Origin of the sequence: Acidiphilium multivorum AIU301, assembly GCF_000202835.1 — a bacterium.
GTDB classification, from domain to species: domain Bacteria; phylum Pseudomonadota; class Alphaproteobacteria; order Acetobacterales; family Acetobacteraceae; genus Acidiphilium; species Acidiphilium multivorum.
This window is the reverse complement of sequence record NC_015178.1, coordinates 16,949-36,016: the sequence shown is the minus strand read 5'-3', so window position 1 is coordinate 36,016 and position 19,068 is coordinate 16,949. Positions and strand designations below refer to the sequence as shown.

The window sequence follows — 19,068 nt, the reverse complement described above, 5'->3', positions numbered from 1 at the left end:
TTTCGTCAGTTTGGGCTCACCGTTTCGGGATTAACGCGCGGTCGCTGCCACCAGTAGCGATACGGTGGTGCCCTGACCCTGCGTGCTTTCAATGGAAACCCGGCCTCCGTGCAGGTCCATGATCGCGCGAACCACGGCGAGGCCGAGCCCGAGATTGCCGCCGACATGCGAACGCGCGGGATCGGCGCGATAGAACCGGTCGAACACATGCGGCAGATGCTCGGGTGCGATCCCCTGCCCGGTATCCTTTATGCGGATGGAGAGCTGTTCCAGCACCTCCGCAACCTCGATGGTGATCTGCCCGCCGGTGCCGGTATGGGCGATTGCATTGGCCACCAGATTGCCGAGCGCCTGCTGGAGGAGAATGCGGTCGAACCTGATCGGTAGTCCCGGGCGGACGCGGGCGGTCAGCGACAGCCCCGCCTCCGCCGCCATCGGCTGGTAGAATTCGAGAACCGTTGCGATCTCGGTGGCAAGATCAAGAGCTTCAACGGCGGGTGGAGCCCCGACCATCTCGGCGCGGGCAAGGAACAGGAGGCTCTGGATGACCCGGCTGATGCGAGTGCATTCCTCGAGTGCGGAGCCGAGGACTTCCCGATAAGTATCGTCAGAGCGGGGCCTCGATAACGCAACTTCCAGCTCGCCGCGCAGATTGCTGATCGGCGTGCGCAGCTCGTGCGCGAGGTCAGCCGAGAATTGGGAGAGCTGGAGGAAGGATTGCTCAAGCCGGTCCAGCATCAGGTTGAACGTGTTGGCGAGCGCGGCGAGTTCGGCGGGAAGCCCTGCGACGTCGAGACGTTCATGGAGGGTCGAAAGGCGGATATTTTCGGCCGTTTCGGCAATGCGCTCGATCGGGCGCATGCCCGAACGGGCGATGAGATATCCGAGCACGGCGCAGAGGATGATCGACACCGCAAGAACCAGGGTAAGGGTTTCGCGGTAACGGAGCAGGAGGGCCTGCGAGCCGGGGCTGGCGATGGCGATCTGCAGCATGAAGCCGTTCGGCAGGGGCTGGGTGAGAACACGAAACGCCATCCCGCCGCTATCAAGCGTGGCAACGTTCGGCAAGCCGACCGATGGTGGCAGAGGCAGATGATTGCCATTTGACTGGATTGTGATCCGACCGTGCGGGCCGATGACGCGGAACTGGATCTCGCGGGTGTTGCCCGCTCGCTCAAGCGCCGATGCAATGGCCAGCGACGCGGACGGATCGGCAGCGCCGCCCAGCGGGCGGGCGATCCGTGCGAGCACGTGCAGCGTGCGGTCTTCCTGCCTGGCGATGCGCGCGCCGAACGACCAGGTCAGGAGACTAGTGGCCAGCAGGACGAGCAGGAACGCCGTCCCTGCGTACCACGCGGTCATCCGCAGGGACATCGATCCGCCAGCGCTCGGCGCTTCAGGATCAGCCGCCACGGTCTTCGAGCACGTAACCCACACCACGAACGGTGTGGATCAGGCGGCGGGAGAACGGGTCGTCCAGCTTGGCGCGGAGGCGGTACATGTGGACGTCGACGACGTTCGTGCCAGAATCGAAATTGATGTCCCAGACCTGTTCGGCAATGACCGTTCGCGAGATGACATCGCCCGCGCGGCGGGCCAACAACGAAAGCAGGCGGAACTCCTTCGGCGTCAGATCGAGCGCCTGACCCGCTCGCGTTGCCCGGTGTCCCGAGAGGTCAATCTCGAGATCGGCGATCTGGATCAGCGCCGGTTGCCGCGCGTGCCCTCGCCGCAGGATGGTGCGCACACGGGCAAGCAGCTCGGAAAACGCGAAGGGCTTGACGAGGTAATCGTCGGCCCCGGCCTCCAGCCCGGCGACGCGATCTGTCACCTGGTCCCGCGCGGTGAGTAGAAGCACGGCGGTATGGCTGTCGCGCCGCCGGATTTCGGCGAGGATTTCGAAGCCGTCGCGCCGTGGCAGCATGATGTCGAGGATAATGGCATCGTAGCCGCCGTGGCGGGCGAATTGGAGCCCCGTCTCTCCATCAGTAGCCACATCCGTCGTGAAGCCGTTCTCTTCGAGACCCTTTCGGAGATAGGCTGCGGTCTTCGCCTCGTCCTCGACGATAAGAACCCTCATTGCGCACCGTCCCCTCGGTGCTGCGTCAGGCATCCCTCCGTATCCACGGCACGATCACCGGCGAGCAGGACGGTGGCGCCATCGGCGGCACGCGTCACCAGCCGCGAGGCAGGTAATGCCGCCGCGATTCGAGGCAGGACGGTATAAGCGGAACCTTCCGAGACAGGGATTGTCAGGGTTGAGACCATCCTTCGCAGCCTCTGCATCTCGATCTCCCCTATCCTGAGCGTCCGTACCGATCCTGTCGGCATGGTTACAGATACACTCGTCTTCCAGAGGCGCAGCACCAGCCGTTGATCGGCGGCAAGGCCGTGTCCGACGAAAACCATTATCAGGTCTGCGCGTCGGCCGTCATCCCAGCGCGGCAGCGCCGGGATCTCGGCTGGGCTTGCGTGCGGGGCTAGAAATTCAAGAGCATTGCGAAATGTCCAGGGCGCGGACGAGCGCCAGCCGAGCTGGGCGAGAGCGTGCCGAAGCCCGTCGGCCGGGCCAATCCACTGGATCGTCAGTGAGCCGGAAAAACTGCCGAGCATGCCGAGGCTGCGTGTTGGCAGGTTTTGCCAGCCGTGTTGAAGCCAGTCAGGGCACGTCATCGTCGTGCTCATGCGCCCCACGTCATGGCGCGCCAGATCGGCATTGCGATTTAGGGCGACCGCCGCCGTACCGGCGGTGGCGAGCGTAGCCGCCGTAATGGCGACGAGGCGCCAGGGTGCCACGGGTTCGACCGGACGCGCAACATAGGCGAGGCCGAGACCGGCAGCCCACGCGAACCCGAAGCCCAGCGCAGCCAGTTCGGATGAAAACCAGTCCAGCCCGAGATAGACCCGACTGCCGAGCTGCAGTGCAGCGAAAAGGACCGTCGCCGTGATCAGCCCAATACGTGGGCGCGCGCCGAGCCGTCGGCCGGCGATGACGGTCAGGATGCCATAAACCGCGCATGAGGTTGCAAGATCGCCGCCGGGAAACGGAATAAGGCTCCAGCCGGGCGCAATCGGCGACGGTGGCGCGCGATGCAGGGCAAGATCGAGCCCCGCGGTGAACAGGGAGGCACCAATCACAGCGGCAATACCATAGGCCGCACCACGCCACGCGCTCTGCCGGTCGAGCCAGACGAGCACGACCGCTGCGACAGCAACCGTGACCGCGCCGCTGCCAAGCCGAGAGAATGCCATCGCCGCTTCCATCGGTATGCCGCTTCGATAGGGCTCAAGGAAATGCAGGATCGCGTGATCGGCATAAACCAGCGGATCTCCGGCGATCAGATCCTGCAGAACGCCGAGCAAAAGCCAGAGGCTGCCCGCAAGAGCCCCGGCGAGGGTGATCAGGCCGGACAGTTCCGCCCGTGCCGGATCGAGGATGGAAGCCACATTACTGCGGATCCTGCCTTTGCCGGCGTGGGCCCAGGCAAGCGCTGGCCCGCGCTTGCTTTCCAACCAGCTAACGTATGGCCCGCCCCGTCCGCAAGGGGTGATTTTCATCTGGCTCTAATCAGTCTGCTTCAACGTATCCGGTCTCGGGCTTCGAACCCGGCCAAGATGGAGATCCGCGCGGCCTGATCCTCATAATCACACCGGCCTCGGAGGCCGTTCACTGGGTCAGGTTTTCAAGCCGCCGTTCGACTGTCAGGCCATCTTCCTTTCACCTCACGCAGACATCGACTGCCCTTTCGCGCCCAACTATGAGCGCTGTTCGGGCGATTCCGTCATGCGGCCGCAGCCGCCGCTTCGAATTGGGCGTCGTAATCGCAACCGTGCGCCAAAACGGCCCATGCGATCCGAGCCAGCTTCGCGGCCAGCGCGACTACGACCACGTTCTTATGCGCTCGATCGAGCAATCCCCGCGCCCAGCGGCCCAACGGTGTATCGCGTTCGACAAGATAAGGCAGCGCCGCTCGTGCGCCATGGATCAAGTTCTTCCGCAAATAACGATTGCCGCGTTTGCTGATGCCGAGCAGGCGCGGTTTTCCACCCGTTGTCATTTGCCGTGGAACGAGCCCCAGCCACGCCGCCATGTCCCGCCCACGTTTGAATGCCTGCGCCTCGCCGACCGCCGCCGCCAGCGCCGTAGCGTTTATCGTTCCCATTCCTGGGATTTTGGTCAAACGTCGCACAGCCACGTCGTCACGAGCCAACTGAACGAACTCGGCGTCGAAGCCGGTGATCCTCTGGTCGAGTGAACGCCATTCCGCCCGAAGATCTTCGATCAACGTCCGGATGCGCGGGCTCAACGCGGCAAAACCGCCATCTTCGGCCAATGTCTCAAGCTCGGCTTCCAGTTTCCTCCGGCCTTGCGGAACGACGATCCCTCGCTCCAGCAGCAACGCCCGCAAGTGATTGATCAGCGCCGTCCGTTCCGAGACCAGGCGCTCCCGGGCTCGGTGCAAAGCCTGGAGATCAGATTGGTCCTGGCTCTTCACCGGCACGAAACGCATCGTTGGCCGCGTCGCAGCCTCTGCGATCGCCTCCGCGTCGAGATCATCGTTCTTCTGCGCCTTCACGTACGGACGGACATATTCCGGCGACATCAGCCGCACCTCGTGGCCCCGCGCGGCGAAAATCCGCCCGAGGTGATGAGCGCCGCAACATGCTTCCATTGCCACAATGCACGACCCAAGCTCGCCAACGAAACTTTCCAACGTTCCCCGCCGAAGTCTCCGCCTCAAAACAACCCGGCCGGCGGCGTCCATGCCCACCACGCTGCAAGAGTTCTTGCCAAGATCGATGCCGACAATCACGATATCCATCGGTCTGCTCCTCTCTCCAAACCAGCGGCGATACTACCCGATCGCCGCGAGAGGGGCGGGCCATCCCATAATCACAAAGCGGAGAAGCCGTGGAACCAGCCAGAGCAGGAGCACGAGGCTGACGATCAAGCCGATGAGCAGGGCCTCGAGCCTGCCTGCCATGACGCCCAGAATGGCCAACGAGGCGCCAACGAGAACCCCGGCGCCGACATGCGCGGGCGCCCAGATGACCGCTGAAACGACGTCGAGCACATAAAAGCGGAGCGAACGCATCCCGCTGACTCCGGCCACAATGGGCACAACGGCCCGCACGCCTGGCGTGAAGCGTGCGATGATGACGGCGGACCCGCCATGGCGCTCGAAGAATGCCTTGCCTCGCGGCAGCAGATCCGGATGCAGGCTCAGTGGCCAGAGCCCTGTCGCCTGGTTCCGGAACCGGGAGCCAAACCAGAAGGGCAGCCCGTCGCCCAGGATGGCGCCTCCCGTGGACCAGGCCACCAGAGGCCAGAAATGCAGGGCACCCGTCGGCACGAGAGCGCCCAATCCGACAATAATGGCGGTTCCAGGTACCAGCGCGCCGATGACGGGAAACGCTTCCGCCGCGGTCAGCACGAAGGCGAGACCATACGCCAGTAGCGCGTGCGTCCGGGCTGCATGAACGATCGTGTCAGAGAGGTGACCCAGCAAATCCCGAAGGCTCCGTTTTTGTGGTCATCGCCGGCCCCATGAACTACTCCAAACTTTGCCTGGCGGGGAATAATCGCGGCGATATCGGGCGCGGGTGCAGTCGAACCCAATTGCCCCCGCTTTGCGGCGTTCATTACTGGCGAGCCAATACATCGGGAAGCTTCATGATCCAGAGCGTGGGCGGGCCGGCGATCTCCGGCCCGGCCGGTGCAGTGGGAGACGCTTCCGCAGTAGCTTGACCGCGAGCCAGGCCAGCAGCACACCGGCGAGGACGACCAGCCCCGCTTCGCCGGAAACGCTGGCCAGACGATCTCCGAATACCACCATCAACAGGGTCATGGGGAGGATTCCAAGGCCGGTCGTCCAGGTGAAGGTCCACCACGAGATACGCGCGAGGCCGACCGCGTAGTTGATCAGGTTGAACGCGACGATCGGAATCAGGCGGAGGATGAGGAGCGGCATCGCGCCCCGCGTTTCCGCCCAGTCATCGAGCGTGTGCCGATATCGTGCGGGGACGAATGTCTCGACGAGGGGGCGGCCGAAGAGGCGCGCGAGGCCGAAGGCGGCCCAGGCCCCGAGCATCGCGCCGGTCCAGGTGATCACGGTTCCCCAGACGGGCCCGAAGATTATGCCGTTTGCAACCGCGATCACCTCGGCTGGCAGCGGCAGGAAGGAATGCGCGATCATCAGGGCGATCGCGGCGAGCGCGCCCCATGCGCCCCAGGAGCGGATGATGCGGACGATTGCGTCCGGCGAGGCGGTCAGCCCATGGAAGGACAAGCCGGCGGCGAACGCGGCGATGCCGACCACGGCGAACAGCCCGAGTGCGCCGAAGGCCAGAGTGATCCTCACTCGCGCCGGATTGGGTTTGTTGCCTTGCACCATAACTGTAGCGTTCGCCGGCTTCAGGCCGGAGACGCCCAGTATCCTCTTTGATTGTCGCTGTCCGGCATAGGGCGTCTGGGCGCAGGATCGAAGGCTTCCTGCATGCGGGGGGAGGCGGTGGGTGGTTCAGATATGGTCATGGTGATGATCCTGGCCTTCGGATAGCGCCACCATCATGCGCAACATGTCCGGTGCACCGGACATGTTGCGCAAGGAGTGATGATACCGCCAGGAACAGGATGTTGAAGATCGTCGTGTAATTCAAGGAAATATGCGCAAGTGCGACGGTCGCGTTGCGGATGTGGGGCACGGCGCCGAAGCCAGCAATGATTGCGTCGATCAGATAACCCCGGTTCACCATCGTCAGGTAGAAGAGATGCGCTGGTGAGATCATCGAGGATCGGACAATCTCGCTGATGATCGCTCGTGCAAAAATCTGCAAGGTGTTCGATCGCTCTGTCCATAGAAACGAGTTCGGCAATCTTGCGGCGCATGGATTCCGGATGAGCCAGAGCAATCCGCTTGACATCCGCGCTCGGCCGGTTGGTGTCACCCCAGAGTGCGAGAAGCTGACAGATTGTCGCGATCAGGTAGCCGAGCGCGCGCCCCCGCCTGATGAACCTCAGTCGGTGGACATCATCAGAATCATAGGTGAGGTAGTCGTTCACCCTTCCCGATCGCAAGGATGAATTCGTTATTCCGGTAGTCAACCCGGCTGGCCTCGGTATGTTCGAGGACTTCGATCCCCTCGGCGCGGAAGGCAGCGGCAATGGTCTCGCCGATCAGTGAATCGTCATGGAAAAGCAGCGTGTGACGCGCCAGGATCGTTACCTGGCTGCCCAGCCGGGCGAAGGCTTGCGCGAATTCGACCGCAACGACCGGCCGGCGGCGTCCATGCGCACCATGCTGCAAGAGTTCTTGCCAAGATCGATGCCGAGAATCACGATATCCATCGGCCTGCTCCTCTCTCCAAACCAGCGGCGATACTACCCGATCGCCACGAGAGGGGTGAGCCAGCCATCCCATAATCACAGCGTCCGAGTCGCGGAAGCACTATCGTGAGTCACTCCCCACAGGATTTGGTGTCGATCGTCCCGCTAGTGCTCGATCGCCAGCATGGCGATACCCAGCTCTGGGTAAAAGAGGTCTGGATTGGCAAGGGCAAGGCGGCCCAGCGCTACATCGTCCCGGTCAATGAGGGTGCCGAGGCGGAAAAGGACAGGGAAGACCGGCAGGCGATCATCGACGGGCTGCAGGCCGAGCTGAAAGAAGGGCGGCGGAGTGAGATGGGAGTTTTCGCCAGGAAACGGCCCGCCTGTTGATTTCCGCTTCGGATTGACCCTTTGTCTCCACCGGATTGTGGCCCTGACGTATGCCTGTCCCGGCGTCAGCAGGAAGGCGTCTGCGCCTTCCTGGCGTCCTCATGCTCGAAGGCTGACGCCATGCGCTCGATCTCGCGTGCTGATATGCCCAGCTTCGCGGCATCACCGCGCCATTTGGCGACGGCAAGCGCCACCTGCTGGGCGATGGCCTTTGCGTCTACCGGTTTCAGGCCGTAGTAGTTGGCCATCTCCAGCGCCAACTCGATGGAAGCCGTAGGATCATCCATGTCGATTGCTGTGGAGAGGACTCGCGGGCGAATGTCCACGGGGACGGGATTGAGGTCGTAGGCAGGCGATAGTCGCCAACCTTTGTGGCTACCGTACAGGAAACCGTGGTTCCGCAGGTGGTCGTCGGTATTTGATATGAGGACGCTGAAGACGATCCGTCGCCAGAGTTGGGCCAGATCGTCCTTCGTCGCGGCCCCGAACTGCCGCAGCGCGTCGGCAATCTCCAGATAGGAATGTTGTTCGTTGTCGTTCGCGCCCAACATGCTCATGGCGGACAGAAACGGGACGCGCAGCCCCCCTTTGCGGTCGAAGCGGCGGATGAGAATGACAGGCTTCTCGCCTATCGTCTCGATGCGCCATTCGGGCACACCAATCCCAGCTTTCTCTGCCAAAGACAGGGCAACCCCCTCCCAAAGGACGACGTTGATGTCGTCCTGCTTGTGCGGGAACTTGGCCAGTGCCAGATGGCCGTCATGGTCGCGCACAGACGCCTTGGGGCGCGCTCCGCCTAAGGAAGAACCGGGAACGATCAAGACGCGCAGGTCTTCGTCGTCCTCTTCCTCGTTCGAAACCCGCTCGACGGCGGACAGCAGACGGGGCAACTCTATCAAGGGCGGAATCCGCATGCTGTCTTCCGGCGCAAGGAAAGGACCATCCGGCTCGGCCCTGAACCGCAAGGCCCCCTGACGCGCCACGTCGTCCACCAGGAGCAAAAAGTCAGCCTCAAACAGCGTGCGCGGTGCCTGCCTCTCCCGCTCGGCGCGGCGGCGTTCAGCCCGGCGCATGAGCACACGGCCCCAACGGTCGGGTGCGGAATCAGGGGCTACGCATGAAAATTTCGGGCATAGTTGACGGCATGGAATCGGGTGTGATTCGGGGAGTCTCCTTGAGATTGGGAGACGTGCATGTCGGTGAGGCGGCTTGTGGAGGAATTTTCGGCGTTGGAAGACCCCCGCTGCGGCGGCAAGGTTGAGCACCGGCTAATTGATATTCTGGTGATTGCGGTGTGCGCGGTGATTGCCGGGGCGGAAAGCTGGGAGGATATGGCACTGTATGGCCGTAGCAAGCAGGAATGGCTGGGCACGTTTTTGGCGCTGCCGAACGGCATTCCATCGCACGACACCTTCCGGCGTGTGTTCATGCTGATCGATACCGGGCGTTTCGAGGCATGTTTCGAAGCGTGGGCGCGCTCATTCGGGACGACTTTGGACCGGGAAGTGGTGGCGATTGACGGGAAAACGATCCGCGGCTCGTTTGATCGCAGCCGGGACCAGGCGGCGCTTCACGTTGTGAGTGCATGGGCGAGTGATCGGGGGCTGGTGCTCGGCCAGCGTCAGGTCGGCGACAAATCGAACGAGATCACCGCGATCCCGGAATTGCTGGATGTGCTGGACATCAAGGGCGCCATTGTCACGCTGGACGCGATGGGGTGCCAGCGAGCCATCGCGTCCAAAATTCTCGAGCGGGGTGCTGATTATCTCGTCACCCTCAAAGCAAACCAGGGGAAGAAACACAGCGCCGTGCAGGAGTATTGCGCAACCACCTGCTTCAGCCGCTCACCCGTTGATCGGCCGGTGCATGACGAATTCGATGATGGTCATGGTCGTCTTGTTCGGCGCCGGGTGTTCGTCTGTCCGGACGCCGTAGCGCTGGAACCGCTGCGCGACTGGCCGGGGTTGAAGAGCGTTCTGGCCGTGGAAACCATCCGCGGCGTCAACGGATCCGGCAAGATCGAAGCCGAAATCCGCTACTTCCTGTCCAGCAGCGACGATCAACCCGAAATCCTGGCGAAAGCGATCCGTCAACATTGGCAGATCGAGAACAGCCTACACTGGGTGCTCGACGTCACCTTCAACGAAGATCACTGCCGGATCCGGGATCGCAACGCCGTCCAGAACTTCTCCCTGCTTCGCAAGATCGCAATCAACCTCGTTCGCCGCCATCAGGCATCAAAGGCCAGTCTCAAGGGGCGCCGCAAAATGGCCGCCTGGGATAACCGTTACATGGAGCAAGTGCTCACCGGCTTCTTTCATGCGTAACCCCTGGGTGCGGAATCACCAATCGCGCCAAATAGCGCCTTTTCGGGCGGAGTGTGGAACGGCCCCGGCGCAAGCGTCAAGGCTGGCTCCAGCGCAAAGCGTTCCGGGTGCGCAAGCCACGCCGGGTCGTACTCAAACGACGCGCTTTCCCGCCCCTTGCGCACGCGCGACCACAGGCGGCCGACGAGAATGGGTTCACCGTGCAGGTCTATGTAGACAAAAATCTCGCGGTCCATCAGCCGGTTCCCTTGGGCTTGTTCGGGCTGCGGATGCGCTGCGGCAGCAGGTCGTCCTCCAGGCTGAGGCCAATGGTGTCGTGCTTGGGGTCAGCCAGTTCAGCCAGGCGCTCGGTCATGCCGAGGACGAAGAGCACAGTGGCGTAGATGCCAAAGCTGACGCTGGGATCGCCCTTCTCGACCTTGGTGAGCGTCACGCGGCTGATGAGCGAGCGCTCCGCCATGGTCGTCGTCGGAATTCTCCGACGGCGACGCGCATCACGGATGTCCGCACCCAGCTTCCTGAGGGCACGGCGCACCGGGATTGGCAATGTGGCTTCGGGTTTGGCGCTCATATTGCTCACTAACTTTTACACTATCTGATTTAGTGTAAGATGTAGTGAACATTATTTCAAGATGGACGAGCCTGGTCAAACCCGCATGAGTGTCCCAAGCCGAAGGGGTTCTTGCGGGTGTCCAACTTATCTGGTCGCGCTGACCGCCATGCGGCGTCTCGCATCCCCGCGAGGCGCAGCTACTCTATGATGTAGCCCAAGGCGCGATAGCCGGCGCGGCGTTTCACGGCCATCCGAGCGAGAACCGGCACAGCATGATCGACATAGTCCACGACAAGGACGTCCCGCTTTCCAGCATGCTGGCGATGGAGACGGCCGACATATTGCGCTAATGTCCCCTTCCAGGCGATCGGCATCGTCAAGAACAACGTGTCGAGGCGGGCGTCGTCGAAGCCTTCGCCGATGTAACGGCCGGTCGCGAGGATCAGGCGCTCCTGATCGTCCGGGACCCGCATTGCGGCTTCGGCCATTTTGCGATCGCCCGCAGACATGCCGCCGCGCAGCACGACGAGGTTCTTCACGAACGGCGAGAACCGCTGCCGAAGCCGATCAAGATGATCTTTCCGCTCCGTCAGAACGACAGGCGAGCGCTTCGCCTCGAGCGACTTCAGCACGTCGCCGAAGATGAGATCGTTCCGCGAGCCGTCCTGAGCCAATGCCGCGTAGATCGCAGGGATCGACGGACGCTCGACTGACGCCAGGGACGGCGGCAGCTCGAATGTCGTCGAGCGATCGCGCACCCGGTGGCGGATGCCGCCTTCGGCGGCTTGAACTCTAGCATCGACCCGATGACGGACGGGGCCGCATTGCATGAAGATGATCGGGTGGTGGCCGTCCTTGCGGGCCACAGTCGCGGACAAGCCCACCACATACCGCGCCTTCGATCGCCGAGCGACAAGCTCGAAGCTTGCCGCCGACAGGTGATGGCATTCATCGACGATCAGATGGCCATAATCGGCAACTGTGTCCGCAACTTCCCCGTTGCGGACCAGGCTCTGGATGAGCGCAACGTCGATGATGCCGGTCGGCTTCCGTTTTCCGCCACCGATTACGCCGATCTGATTGCGGCCTATATTCAAGAAAGTCCGCAGACGCTCCACCCATTGCTTCAGCAGTTCGCGCCGGTGGACGAGGATCAGCGTGTTCCGGCTGCGATGGGCGATGAGCGCCGCCGCGACAACAGTCTTGCCAAAGGCGGTCGTTGCCGCAAGCACCCCGGCGTCGTGGGCGACGAGGGCCTCGAAGGCCCTCGACTGCGGCCGCTGCAACTCGCCCTGGAAGACGACGCCCGCGGGAAGTGGCGTGCCGCTCTCGCGGCGGTCCTCCAACTCGGTGACGGCCCCGTGGCTCTTGGCGAGATCGATCACCTCCTCGAGACAGCCGCGGGGCAAAGCGACATGTCTCGGATAAAGCTCGGCACAGGAGACGATCCGCGGCTTGCCGAATGTCGGCAGCCGCATGGCCTGCGCACGATAGAATTCCGGGTTCTGGAACGCCGCCAGTCGAATGAACTGCGTGATCAGGGCCGGCGGAAGCTCCGTCCGGTCGATGTAAACCTGATCGCCGACCACGATCCTGACGGTTTTCGGTATCGCAGCCTCGATGCGCCGCGGCTCGCTGCGCCGCGCCGGCGACATCTTCCATGGCTCTTCCGCATATTTGTCTTCGACCGGCATGCGAACACCCAGGACACGACCCGACGATTCCGCCTCGTCCGCGATCCGGAAGACGGTGGCTGCCGGCACTCTAGGCAGGGATGACAGGTACGCCCACTGGTCGTCGTAAGGCTGTAGATCCTTGTCGACAAACACGCTGTTGCCGCATTCGCGAGCCTTTCTTTGCAGCGGCAACGCGATCAAATTGCCAAAGCCACCGATGGGCATCGTGTCCTGGTTGGGAAAGAACCGATCGTAGGAGGAGAAACCGATCTCGGGGCGGCTTTCCATCGTCTCCGTTATCAACGCCGAGCCCAACTGCCTGGCGGCCCTTGCCGGCACAGGCTCGGAGAAGAAGATCCAAACATGGCCACCATTCCCCGACCGCGACCGTTCCAAAGCGGCGGCAATTCCTTTCGCGTGGCAGGTGTCCTGCAATGCCCTGGCATCGTCCGCCCAGCTTTCCTTGTCGAAGTCTGCGGCCAGGAACCAGCAGGTTTCGTCCTGCAGCAATGGATACACCCCGGCGACAAAGCCGCTGGTGGAGGTGCCACCGCCGCGCAGGTGTCTTTCGATCACGTCCTCGGAGGGTGCGATGAAGGCCTGATGTGGGCACTCTCCGCACTTCACCGCCGGCTTGCCGCAAATCCCCTTTGCCCACTCATTCGAGCAGGCCGGCGAATATCCTGAACGCCCGGTCTTTCTATTGTCCCATCGAACCGGAAAGACATCGGGGCGCCCGGCAAACAACCGCCGGAACAAATCGACCTTCTCGAGCGACGACGAGTGGTTGGTGACCGCGGCATCACCAGGGAACGGCTGCTCGGCCGGTCGGCGATCAGACGCCCGCCTCTTTTCCAGCGTCTCCAACTCGGCCTTGAGCCTCGTGCGCTCGGCATCGAGATCGGTCAACCGACGCCGAACGCGCGCGATGTCCGCCGAGAGGTCGTTCTCGTCCGCCAAAGTCGTTGCTCTCACCCATAGACCAAGAGACAACATAGACCAAAGGGAGCACGACCTTAAGGCGGGCGACGCGTGGCTCGGCGGATCGACGGGCAGCATTAGGCGCAGCAGCATGGAATGCCGGCGTTCAGCGGCCGACACTCCGCATTATCCGGCGCTTCGCATAATCCGCCCGGCCTACGAAGATGCAGTAACTCGGCGTATTGTCGCTCGCCCGGTTGACCTCCAGTCCATCGTATCTCCGTTCGTCTTCGCAAACGAACTGAACGTATGGCCCGCCCCGTCCGCAAGGGGTGAATTTCATCTGGCTCTAATCAGTCTGCTTCAACGTATCCGGTCTCGGGCTTCGAACCCGGCCAAGATGGAGATCCGCGCGGCCTGATCCTTATAATCACACCGGCCTCGGAGGCCGTTCAATGGGTCAGGGTTTCAAGCCGCCATTCGACTGTCAGGCCATCTTCCTTTCACCTCACGCAGACATCGACTGCCCTTTCGCGCCCAACTGCGAGCGCTGTTCGGGCGATTCCGTCATGCTGCCGCAGCCGCCGCTTCGAATTGGGCGCCGTAATCGCAACCGTGCGCCAAAACAGCCCATGCGATCCGAGCCAGCTTCGCGGCCAGCGCGACTACGCCCACGTTCTTATGCGCTCGGTCGAGCAATCCCCGCGCCCAGCGGCCCAACGGCGTATCGCGTTCGACAAGATAAGGCAGCGCCGCTCGCCATCTGTCCCTCCTCTCAATCGAGGGGGTCATGTGTGGAACGGCCCGGGATTCAAGATCGACGGTGCGAGAATTTGGCGGCGGCACGAATGCGGTCATGTGTCCGGCTTTTTGGCGCGGCCTCATGACCGCCAGCCCAGATGGGTTCCGCGAATGGCATCCAAACAAATCTGCGGCATCGACCTGCCGTTGACCCCCGCTGGATTGCCGCCATTCGTCGGTTCGACCAATCACCATCTTCTTCTGTCGCTCTTGCCTCCCTGGCACCGGCCGCGGTCAGGCTGCTGCCGGCTGCCGCCGGTATGCCTCGCCGCGCGCCATCATCGCCCAGATGATCCGGGCGATCTTGTTGGCCAGAGCGATCACCGCGATCTTGCGCGGCCGGCGCTCCTGCAATTGCAACAGCCAGGTATTTGCTGATTTGCTGCCCGGCTTGGCGTATCGAAACACCCCCATCGCGCCGACGACCAGTAACTAACGCAACCGCTCATTGCCCGCATTGCTGATCCGGCCAAGGCGATGTTTTCCACCTGTCGAATGTTCTCGTGGCGTCAGTCCCAGCCACGCAGCGAAGTGGCGGCCACTCTCGAAATTTGCCGGGTTTACCGCAGACAGGGCCATGGTAATCGAGGTAATTGGCCCGACTGCCGCGCGACAATCAGCGTGAGAATCGTATTGCCTCACGAGAATATGTTCCCGGACGGTGATGGCGTATTCTCACCCCAGATTGTCGCGCTACACCGACACCGGGGATTGCGCCTGTTCCTGCCGGAGAGCTGGACAAGCGATCCAATCCGCATGAGCAAGGCGCGAGTGCCGCCGGATCGCCAGGGATTTCGTAGGAAGACGGAGATCGCGATTGACAGATCGACCGGATCAGGGTGGGCGGCGCGCGGTTCGGCTGTGTGCTCGCTGACACCGGCTATGGCCTGAGTGCGCCGTTTCGCCAGGCGCTGAGTGCCCGCAATTTGCGGTGGGCCGTGGGGATTCCGTTCAAGCAGAAGGTCTATCCGGCTGACGTGGCGCTGATCTTCCCGACCGCGGGCCGCGGCCGGCCACGCCAGCGGCATATCCCGGCGTGGTTCAGTTCTGTGGCGTTGCTTGGCTTGGGGTTGTGAATGGATTTTCCGGGTGACGCTTTCAAAGACGGGGCACGACGATGCTCGGCTGCGATAATGCCTCGATCAACGGGCATTCCGCTGGCCCGTCGGCTTCGCACTGCTGGATCAGGGTGCCGAGCGTGGCTTCGACCGCCCGCAAGTCGGAGATCTTGCGTCGTACGTCCTGGCGATGACGGACAGCGGCCTGCTTAACATCCTCGCAGGGCCGCTCTTTCTCCTCCGCGAGGTCGAGCAGTCCGCGCACCTCGTCAAGAGAGAAGCCGAGTTCCCGTGCCCGGCAGATGAAGGCGAGGCGTGCGATTTCGGCGGGGCCGTAAACCCGACGGCCACTCCCGGTGCGTCGCGGCTGACGTAGAACTCCGATTTTTTCATAGAAGCGGATCGTGTCGATGCCACAGCCGATTTGCCGCGCAACCTTGCCGATCGGCTCCAACGGACCATCCAGCCTAGCAGCCGAGGCACGAATTTGGCGGTCATTCACATTACCCACGACATGCCCTTGATTCTGGAGTTACTCCAGAACCTATCTAGACCATCGTGAGATAAATTTGGAGGGGTCATGCGTTTCCGACCAGGTGATATTTTCCGCGCCCCGCGCAGCCATGGGTGGGCCGGCGATGATCCTGCCGGTGGCCAAAAGTGTCCTGGGGCAGTCTTGGTATCGGAATGCTGCGGATATTCGCGCTATGGCTCGCACCAGGGCTGCAGAAGGAGTTCGGGCCATGGCTGCATGTTGTAATCGTTCGGATACCGGCGTCCGGGTCAACTGGCGGCGCCTATTGACCAGTCGCGTGACGATCATCGGTGGCCTTACTCTCGCCGTGGCTGGTGGTCTTGCCGCCGGAGGCTGGAGTTGGCTGGTGGCGGCCGGCGTTGCGCCTATCATCCTGACGATCCTGCCCTGCGCGGTCACATGCGCCCTTGGACTCTGCGCGCTGGGTCTGTGCGCCGATCGGAGTCAGATGTTGCGCCAGCCAGTAACACCGCCATCCAGACACGGTGCGGCCATAACCCGCAAGGATGACCCAATGCCGTCACCTGCCGCTGCGGTGGTCGTCAGACACCAGGATCAGCAGTCATTGGAAGCACACAATATCAATTGCACCGGAACCATCGGAGACCTGGCATGACCTCTCTTACTCTGAGCGTGACGGGCATGACCTGCGAGCACTGCGCTCGCATAGCCGAGAAAGCCCTCAACAGCCTTCCGGACGTCCGGGCGGATGTCAACTACGATCGCCGGACCGCGCGGATCGACGGCGCCGATGGTCTTGACCTCGCGGCGCTGCGAGCTGCGCTTGCGCCGCATGGCTATGGGATGGAGACGCTGAACGACGACACCACGCGCGGCACGACGGCCCCGCACGGCGGTGGGCTGCATATCGCCATCATCGGCAGTGGCGGCGCTGCCTTTGCGGCCGCCATCCGGGCGGTTGATGCCGGCGCCCGGGTGACCATGATCGAGCGAGGCGAGGTCATCGGCGGCACCTGCGTCAATGCTGGATGCGTGTCCTCAAAAATCACTCTCCGGGCCGCCGAAATCCGGCATGAGCGTGGGCACCATCCGTTCGACGGTATCGCCCGCAGCGAAGAACCGGTGGACCGGCGGGTGTTGCTTGCCCAGTTGCGCGGGCGGGTGGACGCGCTGCGTGGTGCGAAATACCAGAAGATCATCGATGACAATCCGGGGATCACGCTGCTGCGTGGCGAAGCACGCTTCGCGGATGCGCGCACGCTCACGATCACTGAGCACACTGGAAAGGTAACGCGGCAGACTCCGGATCGCATCCTCATCGCGACCGGTGCCGCGCCGATGATCCCGCCGGTCCCGGGGCTCGCGGAGACCCCGTACTGGACCTCGACTGAATCCCTGTTTGCTGACGAGCTTCCCACCAGCATCGCGGTGATCGGATCGTCCTTCGTGGCTCTCGAACTGGCCCAGGCATATCGCCGTCTCGGCGTCGACGTGACCGTGCTCGCCCGCAGCACCCTGCTCACGCGCGACGATCCCGAACTTGGCGCGGCGCTACAGGAGGCGTTTGAAGCCGAGGGCATCCGTGTTCTCAACGAGACCCGGGTTCAGAACGTCGCCTATGAGGCTGGTCGTTTCATAGTGGCGTTTGGCACCGGGCGCATCGAAGCCGAGCGGCTACTGGTGGCTACCGGACGCTGGCCCACGACTGGAGGACTTGGCCTTGAGCAGGCCGGTGTCACTACCGATCGCAACGGCGCCATCGTGGTCGACGACCATCTGCGGACATCAGCCGCGAATATCTACGCGGCAGGCGATTGCAGCACGATGCCGCAGCTCGTCTATGTCGCCGCGGCGGCCGGAACGCGGGCTGCGATCAACATGACGGGCGGCGACGCCAGCCTCGACCTCTCGGTGGTCCCCGCGGTGATCTTCACCGACCCTTCGGTCGCGACGGTCGGACTGGACGAGGGGCAGGCGAGAACGGCAGGCATCGAAGCTATCGTGCGGCGCCTCGATCTGGAAAACGTGCCCAGAGCACTCGCGAATTTCGACACGCGAGGCTTCGTGAAGCTCGTTGCCGAAGCCGGCACCAACCGGCTGATCGGCGCACAGATCCTCGCTCACAATGCTGGAGAAATGATCCAGACTGCGGCACTCGCCATCCGTCATCGGATGACGGTGCAGGAGCTGGGCGACACGCTGTTCCCCTATCTGGTGATGAGCGAGGGGATCAAGCTTGCGGCACAGACCTTTACCAAGGACGTGAAGCAACTCTCCTGCTGCGCCGGGTGAACGCGATGCAACAGTCAGGCACGGCAGAACGAGGATGGATTCATGACCACGAAAGGAGAATGCGCATGACAAAAACCAACAACCTCTTTCACTCTCGGTTCCTGCGGCTCGGGAAACCGCTATTGGCTGCACTGGCGTTCACCGGCCTTGCTTCAGCGACCGCATTTGCCGGCCCCACAGGCAAGATGGGGCCAACCAGCGCGCCGGCGCCGCAGGACATGACTGCGCCCAACGCGCCGTTCATCGTTGACGGAAAGAGCGTCGAGTTGAAAACCTATATGGGCCATCCGCTCGTGGTCTGGCAGGTCACCACCTGGTGTCCAAGCTGCAAGGCCGGGCTCAGGACCTTCGCACAGCATCAGGCGGAGATCGACAAGTCTGACATGACGATCCTCGTGCTGCGCGACGACAAGAATGGCGGCTATTCTGGCCCGAGCATGCACCAGTTTGTCGAGCAGGCGGCACCGAAGCTGCTGAACGACCCGCATTTCGTGATCGGAGACGACACGAAGGCGTTGTTCGACCTCTACAATCCGCACAAATTTGTCGATGTCTACCAGGTGATCGCGCCGGACGGGCACGTCGCCGTGGTTTCCTCGACGCCCTCCGCCACCTTCGGCAAGATCGCAAGCTTCATCAAGCCAAAGACCGGATCATGATTGCCGCCTTTTATCAGCGCGTGGAGATGGTGCCGCGCGCCTTGCAATTCGCCCTGGGCTCCCGCCGGGCCGTGATCGGGACGATGGTCCTGTTTGTCGCGGCGCTCGGGTTCTATGCGATGCTGCTGCCCGCCACCAGCACGGGCGGTGTCGTCGGATTGGTCTCGCTTCGCTTCCTGACACCAGGCCAGTTTGTTCTGGCGCTGATCATGGCCGTTCTTCTCGCGCTGACGGTGACGCTCGGCGTTTACGGCATCCGACAGGGGGCACGGGTGGGGCCGACTGGCACCGTGCTGGGCGCGGTGCTGGCAACCTTGCCTGCACTGCTCTGCTGTACCCCGATCCTGCCACTGGCGATTGCAACCATCGCCTCTGTACTACCGGCTGTCGGGCAGCTCGGTCTGCCGATCCAGGGCTTCATTGCCACCCATGAAGGTGCAATCTACGGGGTGGCGATCGCCCTCATGCTCTGGGGCCTCTATTCCAGCGCCCGGCGGGCGCTGTCCTGCGCCTGCTGAACTCACACCAAGATTCAGACGCATCCGATGTTTACTGTGCGTTCCCTCCG

At 62.8% G+C, this 19,068-nt stretch carries 17 protein-coding genes and 6 pseudogenes; 7 read left to right on the top strand and 16 right to left on the bottom strand.

All coding sequences use genetic code 11. The features are described from left to right. Positions 1 to 30: 30 nt before the first annotated feature. From ACMV_RS17310 to ACMV_RS21600, 9 genes and pseudogenes are all read right to left on the bottom strand, one after another. A complete protein-coding gene (locus ACMV_RS17310) occupies positions 31 to 1,374 on the bottom strand; it encodes a heavy metal sensor histidine kinase (RefSeq protein WP_013634887.1) in 1,344 nt (447 codons plus the stop codon). A 28-nt stretch (positions 1,375 to 1,402) separates the two neighbouring features. Beyond that, complete coding sequence (locus ACMV_RS17305; RefSeq protein WP_013634886.1) at positions 1,403 to 2,080, bottom strand: heavy metal response regulator transcription factor; 678 nt, start codon at positions 2,078 to 2,080, stop codon at positions 1,403 to 1,405. Then, positions 2,077 to 3,447, bottom strand: a complete 1,371-nt coding sequence (locus ACMV_RS17300; protein ID WP_231844547.1) for an LssY C-terminal domain-containing protein — start codon at positions 3,445 to 3,447, stop codon at positions 2,077 to 2,079. Before ACMV_RS17300 ends, ACMV_RS17305 begins: the two co-directional genes overlap by 4 nt. A 335-nt stretch (positions 3,448 to 3,782) precedes the next feature. Then, on the bottom strand, positions 3,783 to 4,823 hold the full coding sequence (locus ACMV_RS17295) for an IS110 family RNA-guided transposase (RefSeq protein WP_013634884.1): 1,041 nt from the start codon (positions 4,821 to 4,823) through the stop codon (positions 3,783 to 3,785). Between the two features lie 33 nt (positions 4,824 to 4,856). After that, positions 4,857 to 5,510, bottom strand: coding sequence for a DedA family protein (locus ACMV_RS17290; protein WP_013634883.1), 654 nt, complete (start codon positions 5,508 to 5,510; stop codon positions 4,857 to 4,859). Positions 5,511 to 5,672: 162 nt separating this feature from the next. Then, positions 5,673 to 6,362, bottom strand: a complete 690-nt coding sequence (locus ACMV_RS17285; protein WP_231844546.1) for a TVP38/TMEM64 family protein — start codon at positions 6,360 to 6,362, stop codon at positions 5,673 to 5,675. A gap of 169 nt (positions 6,363 to 6,531) precedes the next feature. Further along, positions 6,532 to 6,912: a hypothetical protein gene (locus ACMV_RS22020; protein ID WP_371259416.1), complete on the bottom strand. Its 381-nt coding sequence runs from the start codon at positions 6,910 to 6,912 to the stop codon at positions 6,532 to 6,534. Continuing rightward, positions 6,896 to 7,063, bottom strand: a pseudogene (locus ACMV_RS22015) (MerR family DNA-binding protein); the annotation flags it as partial. The gene ACMV_RS22020 and the pseudogene ACMV_RS22015, both read right to left, overlap by 17 nt. Then, positions 7,059 to 7,274 (bottom strand): annotated as a pseudogene (locus ACMV_RS21600) (NAD-binding protein); the annotation flags it as partial. The pseudogenes ACMV_RS22015 and ACMV_RS21600, both read right to left, overlap by 5 nt. 197 nt (positions 7,275 to 7,471) lie before the next feature. Between ACMV_RS21600 and ACMV_RS17275 the strand changes: the two are divergent. Continuing rightward, positions 7,472 to 7,705: pseudogene (locus ACMV_RS17275) on the top strand (hypothetical protein); the annotation flags it as partial. Positions 7,706 to 7,782: 77 nt separating this feature from the next. Here ACMV_RS17275 and ACMV_RS17270 read toward each other — a convergent pair. Then, a complete protein-coding gene (locus ACMV_RS17270) occupies positions 7,783 to 8,790 on the bottom strand; it encodes a type II toxin-antitoxin system HipA family toxin (protein WP_154653554.1) in 1,008 nt (335 codons plus the stop codon). 120 nt (positions 8,791 to 8,910) lie between these two features. On the opposite strand from ACMV_RS17270, the gene ACMV_RS17265 reads away from it, so the two are divergent. Next, positions 8,911 to 10,044, top strand: a complete 1,134-nt coding sequence (locus ACMV_RS17265) for an ISAs1 family transposase (protein WP_013634879.1) — start codon at positions 8,911 to 8,913, stop codon at positions 10,042 to 10,044. On the opposite strand, the gene ACMV_RS17260 is transcribed toward ACMV_RS17265, so the two are convergent. The 5 genes and pseudogenes from ACMV_RS17260 to ACMV_RS22010 form a co-directional block, all read right to left on the bottom strand. Beyond that, positions 10,035 to 10,280, bottom strand: a complete 246-nt coding sequence (locus ACMV_RS17260) for a HipA N-terminal domain-containing protein (protein WP_013634878.1) — start codon at positions 10,278 to 10,280, stop codon at positions 10,035 to 10,037. The two genes, ACMV_RS17265 and ACMV_RS17260, sit on opposite strands and share 10 nt — an antisense overlap. Next, a complete protein-coding gene (locus ACMV_RS17255; RefSeq protein ID WP_013634877.1) occupies positions 10,280 to 10,615 on the bottom strand; it encodes a hypothetical protein in 336 nt (111 codons plus the stop codon). The genes ACMV_RS17260 and ACMV_RS17255 overlap by 1 nt, the downstream gene beginning before the upstream one ends. A gap of 179 nt (positions 10,616 to 10,794) precedes the next feature. Further along, complete coding sequence (locus ACMV_RS17250; protein WP_007424858.1) at positions 10,795 to 13,233, bottom strand: TOTE conflict system archaeo-eukaryotic primase domain-containing protein; 2,439 nt, start codon at positions 13,231 to 13,233, stop codon at positions 10,795 to 10,797. A 528-nt stretch (positions 13,234 to 13,761) separates the two neighbouring features. Further along, positions 13,762 to 13,953, bottom strand: a pseudogene (locus ACMV_RS21595) (IS110 family transposase); the annotation flags it as partial. Between the two features lie 276 nt (positions 13,954 to 14,229). Continuing rightward, positions 14,230 to 14,598 (bottom strand): annotated as a pseudogene (locus tag ACMV_RS22010) (transposase); the annotation flags it as partial. A gap of 108 nt (positions 14,599 to 14,706) precedes the next feature. Here ACMV_RS22010 and ACMV_RS20110 point away from each other — a divergent pair. Beyond that, positions 14,707 to 15,029 (top strand): annotated as a pseudogene (locus tag ACMV_RS20110) (transposase); the annotation flags it as partial. 64 nt (positions 15,030 to 15,093) lie between these two features. Here the strand turns inward: ACMV_RS20110 and ACMV_RS17235 are convergent. Next, positions 15,094 to 15,507, bottom strand: a complete 414-nt coding sequence (locus tag ACMV_RS17235) for a MerR family transcriptional regulator (RefSeq protein WP_007424855.1) — start codon at positions 15,505 to 15,507, stop codon at positions 15,094 to 15,096. A 184-nt stretch (positions 15,508 to 15,691) separates the two neighbouring features. Between ACMV_RS17235 and ACMV_RS20105 the strand changes: the two genes are divergently transcribed. From ACMV_RS20105 to ACMV_RS17220, 4 genes are all read left to right on the top strand, one after another. Further along, on the top strand, positions 15,692 to 16,204 hold the full coding sequence (locus tag ACMV_RS20105) for a hypothetical protein (protein ID WP_138919264.1): 513 nt from the start codon (positions 15,692 to 15,694) through the stop codon (positions 16,202 to 16,204). Beyond that, positions 16,201 to 17,841: a mercury(II) reductase gene (merA, locus tag ACMV_RS17230; protein ID WP_013634873.1), complete on the top strand. Its 1,641-nt coding sequence runs from the start codon at positions 16,201 to 16,203 to the stop codon at positions 17,839 to 17,841. The genes ACMV_RS20105 and merA overlap by 4 nt, the downstream gene beginning before the upstream one ends. 65 nt (positions 17,842 to 17,906) lie before the next feature. Next, a complete protein-coding gene (locus tag ACMV_RS17225; protein WP_007424853.1) occupies positions 17,907 to 18,500 on the top strand; it encodes a peroxiredoxin family protein in 594 nt (197 codons plus the stop codon). Then, positions 18,497 to 19,018, top strand: coding sequence for a hypothetical protein (locus tag ACMV_RS17220; protein WP_007424852.1), 522 nt, complete (start codon positions 18,497 to 18,499; stop codon positions 19,016 to 19,018). Before ACMV_RS17225 ends, ACMV_RS17220 begins: the two co-directional genes overlap by 4 nt. The last annotated feature ends 50 nt before the right edge of the window (positions 19,019 to 19,068 follow it).

Excerpts from the sequence above, each read along its gene's own strand:
- merA (WP_013634873.1), top strand. The coding sequence starts at position 16,201 with ATGACCTCTCTTACTCTGAGCGTGACGGGCATGACCTGCGAGCACTGC.
- ACMV_RS17260 (WP_013634878.1), bottom strand. The coding sequence starts at position 10,280 with ATGGACCGCGAGATTTTTGTCTACATAGACCTGCACGGTGAACCCATT.
- ACMV_RS17305 (WP_013634886.1), bottom strand. The coding sequence starts at position 2,080 with ATGAGGGTTCTTATCGTCGAGGACGAGGCGAAGACCGCAGCCTATCTC.
- ACMV_RS17255 (WP_013634877.1), bottom strand. The coding sequence starts at position 10,615 with ATGAGCGCCAAACCCGAAGCCACATTGCCAATCCCGGTGCGCCGTGCC.
- ACMV_RS17225 (WP_007424853.1), top strand. The coding sequence starts at position 17,907 with ATGACAAAAACCAACAACCTCTTTCACTCTCGGTTCCTGCGGCTCGGG.
- ACMV_RS17220 (WP_007424852.1), top strand. The coding sequence starts at position 18,497 with ATGATTGCCGCCTTTTATCAGCGCGTGGAGATGGTGCCGCGCGCCTTG.
- ACMV_RS17310 (WP_013634887.1), bottom strand. The coding sequence starts at position 1,374 with ATGTCCCTGCGGATGACCGCGTGGTACGCAGGGACGGCGTTCCTGCTC.
- ACMV_RS17265 (WP_013634879.1), top strand. The coding sequence starts at position 8,911 with ATGTCGGTGAGGCGGCTTGTGGAGGAATTTTCGGCGTTGGAAGACCCC.
- ACMV_RS17270 (WP_154653554.1), bottom strand. The coding sequence starts at position 8,790 with ATGCGCCGGGCTGAACGCCGCCGCGCCGAGCGGGAGAGGCAGGCACCG.
- ACMV_RS17295 (WP_013634884.1), bottom strand. The coding sequence starts at position 4,823 with ATGGATATCGTGATTGTCGGCATCGATCTTGGCAAGAACTCTTGCAGC.
- ACMV_RS20105 (WP_138919264.1), top strand. The coding sequence starts at position 15,692 with ATGATCCTGCCGGTGGCCAAAAGTGTCCTGGGGCAGTCTTGGTATCGG.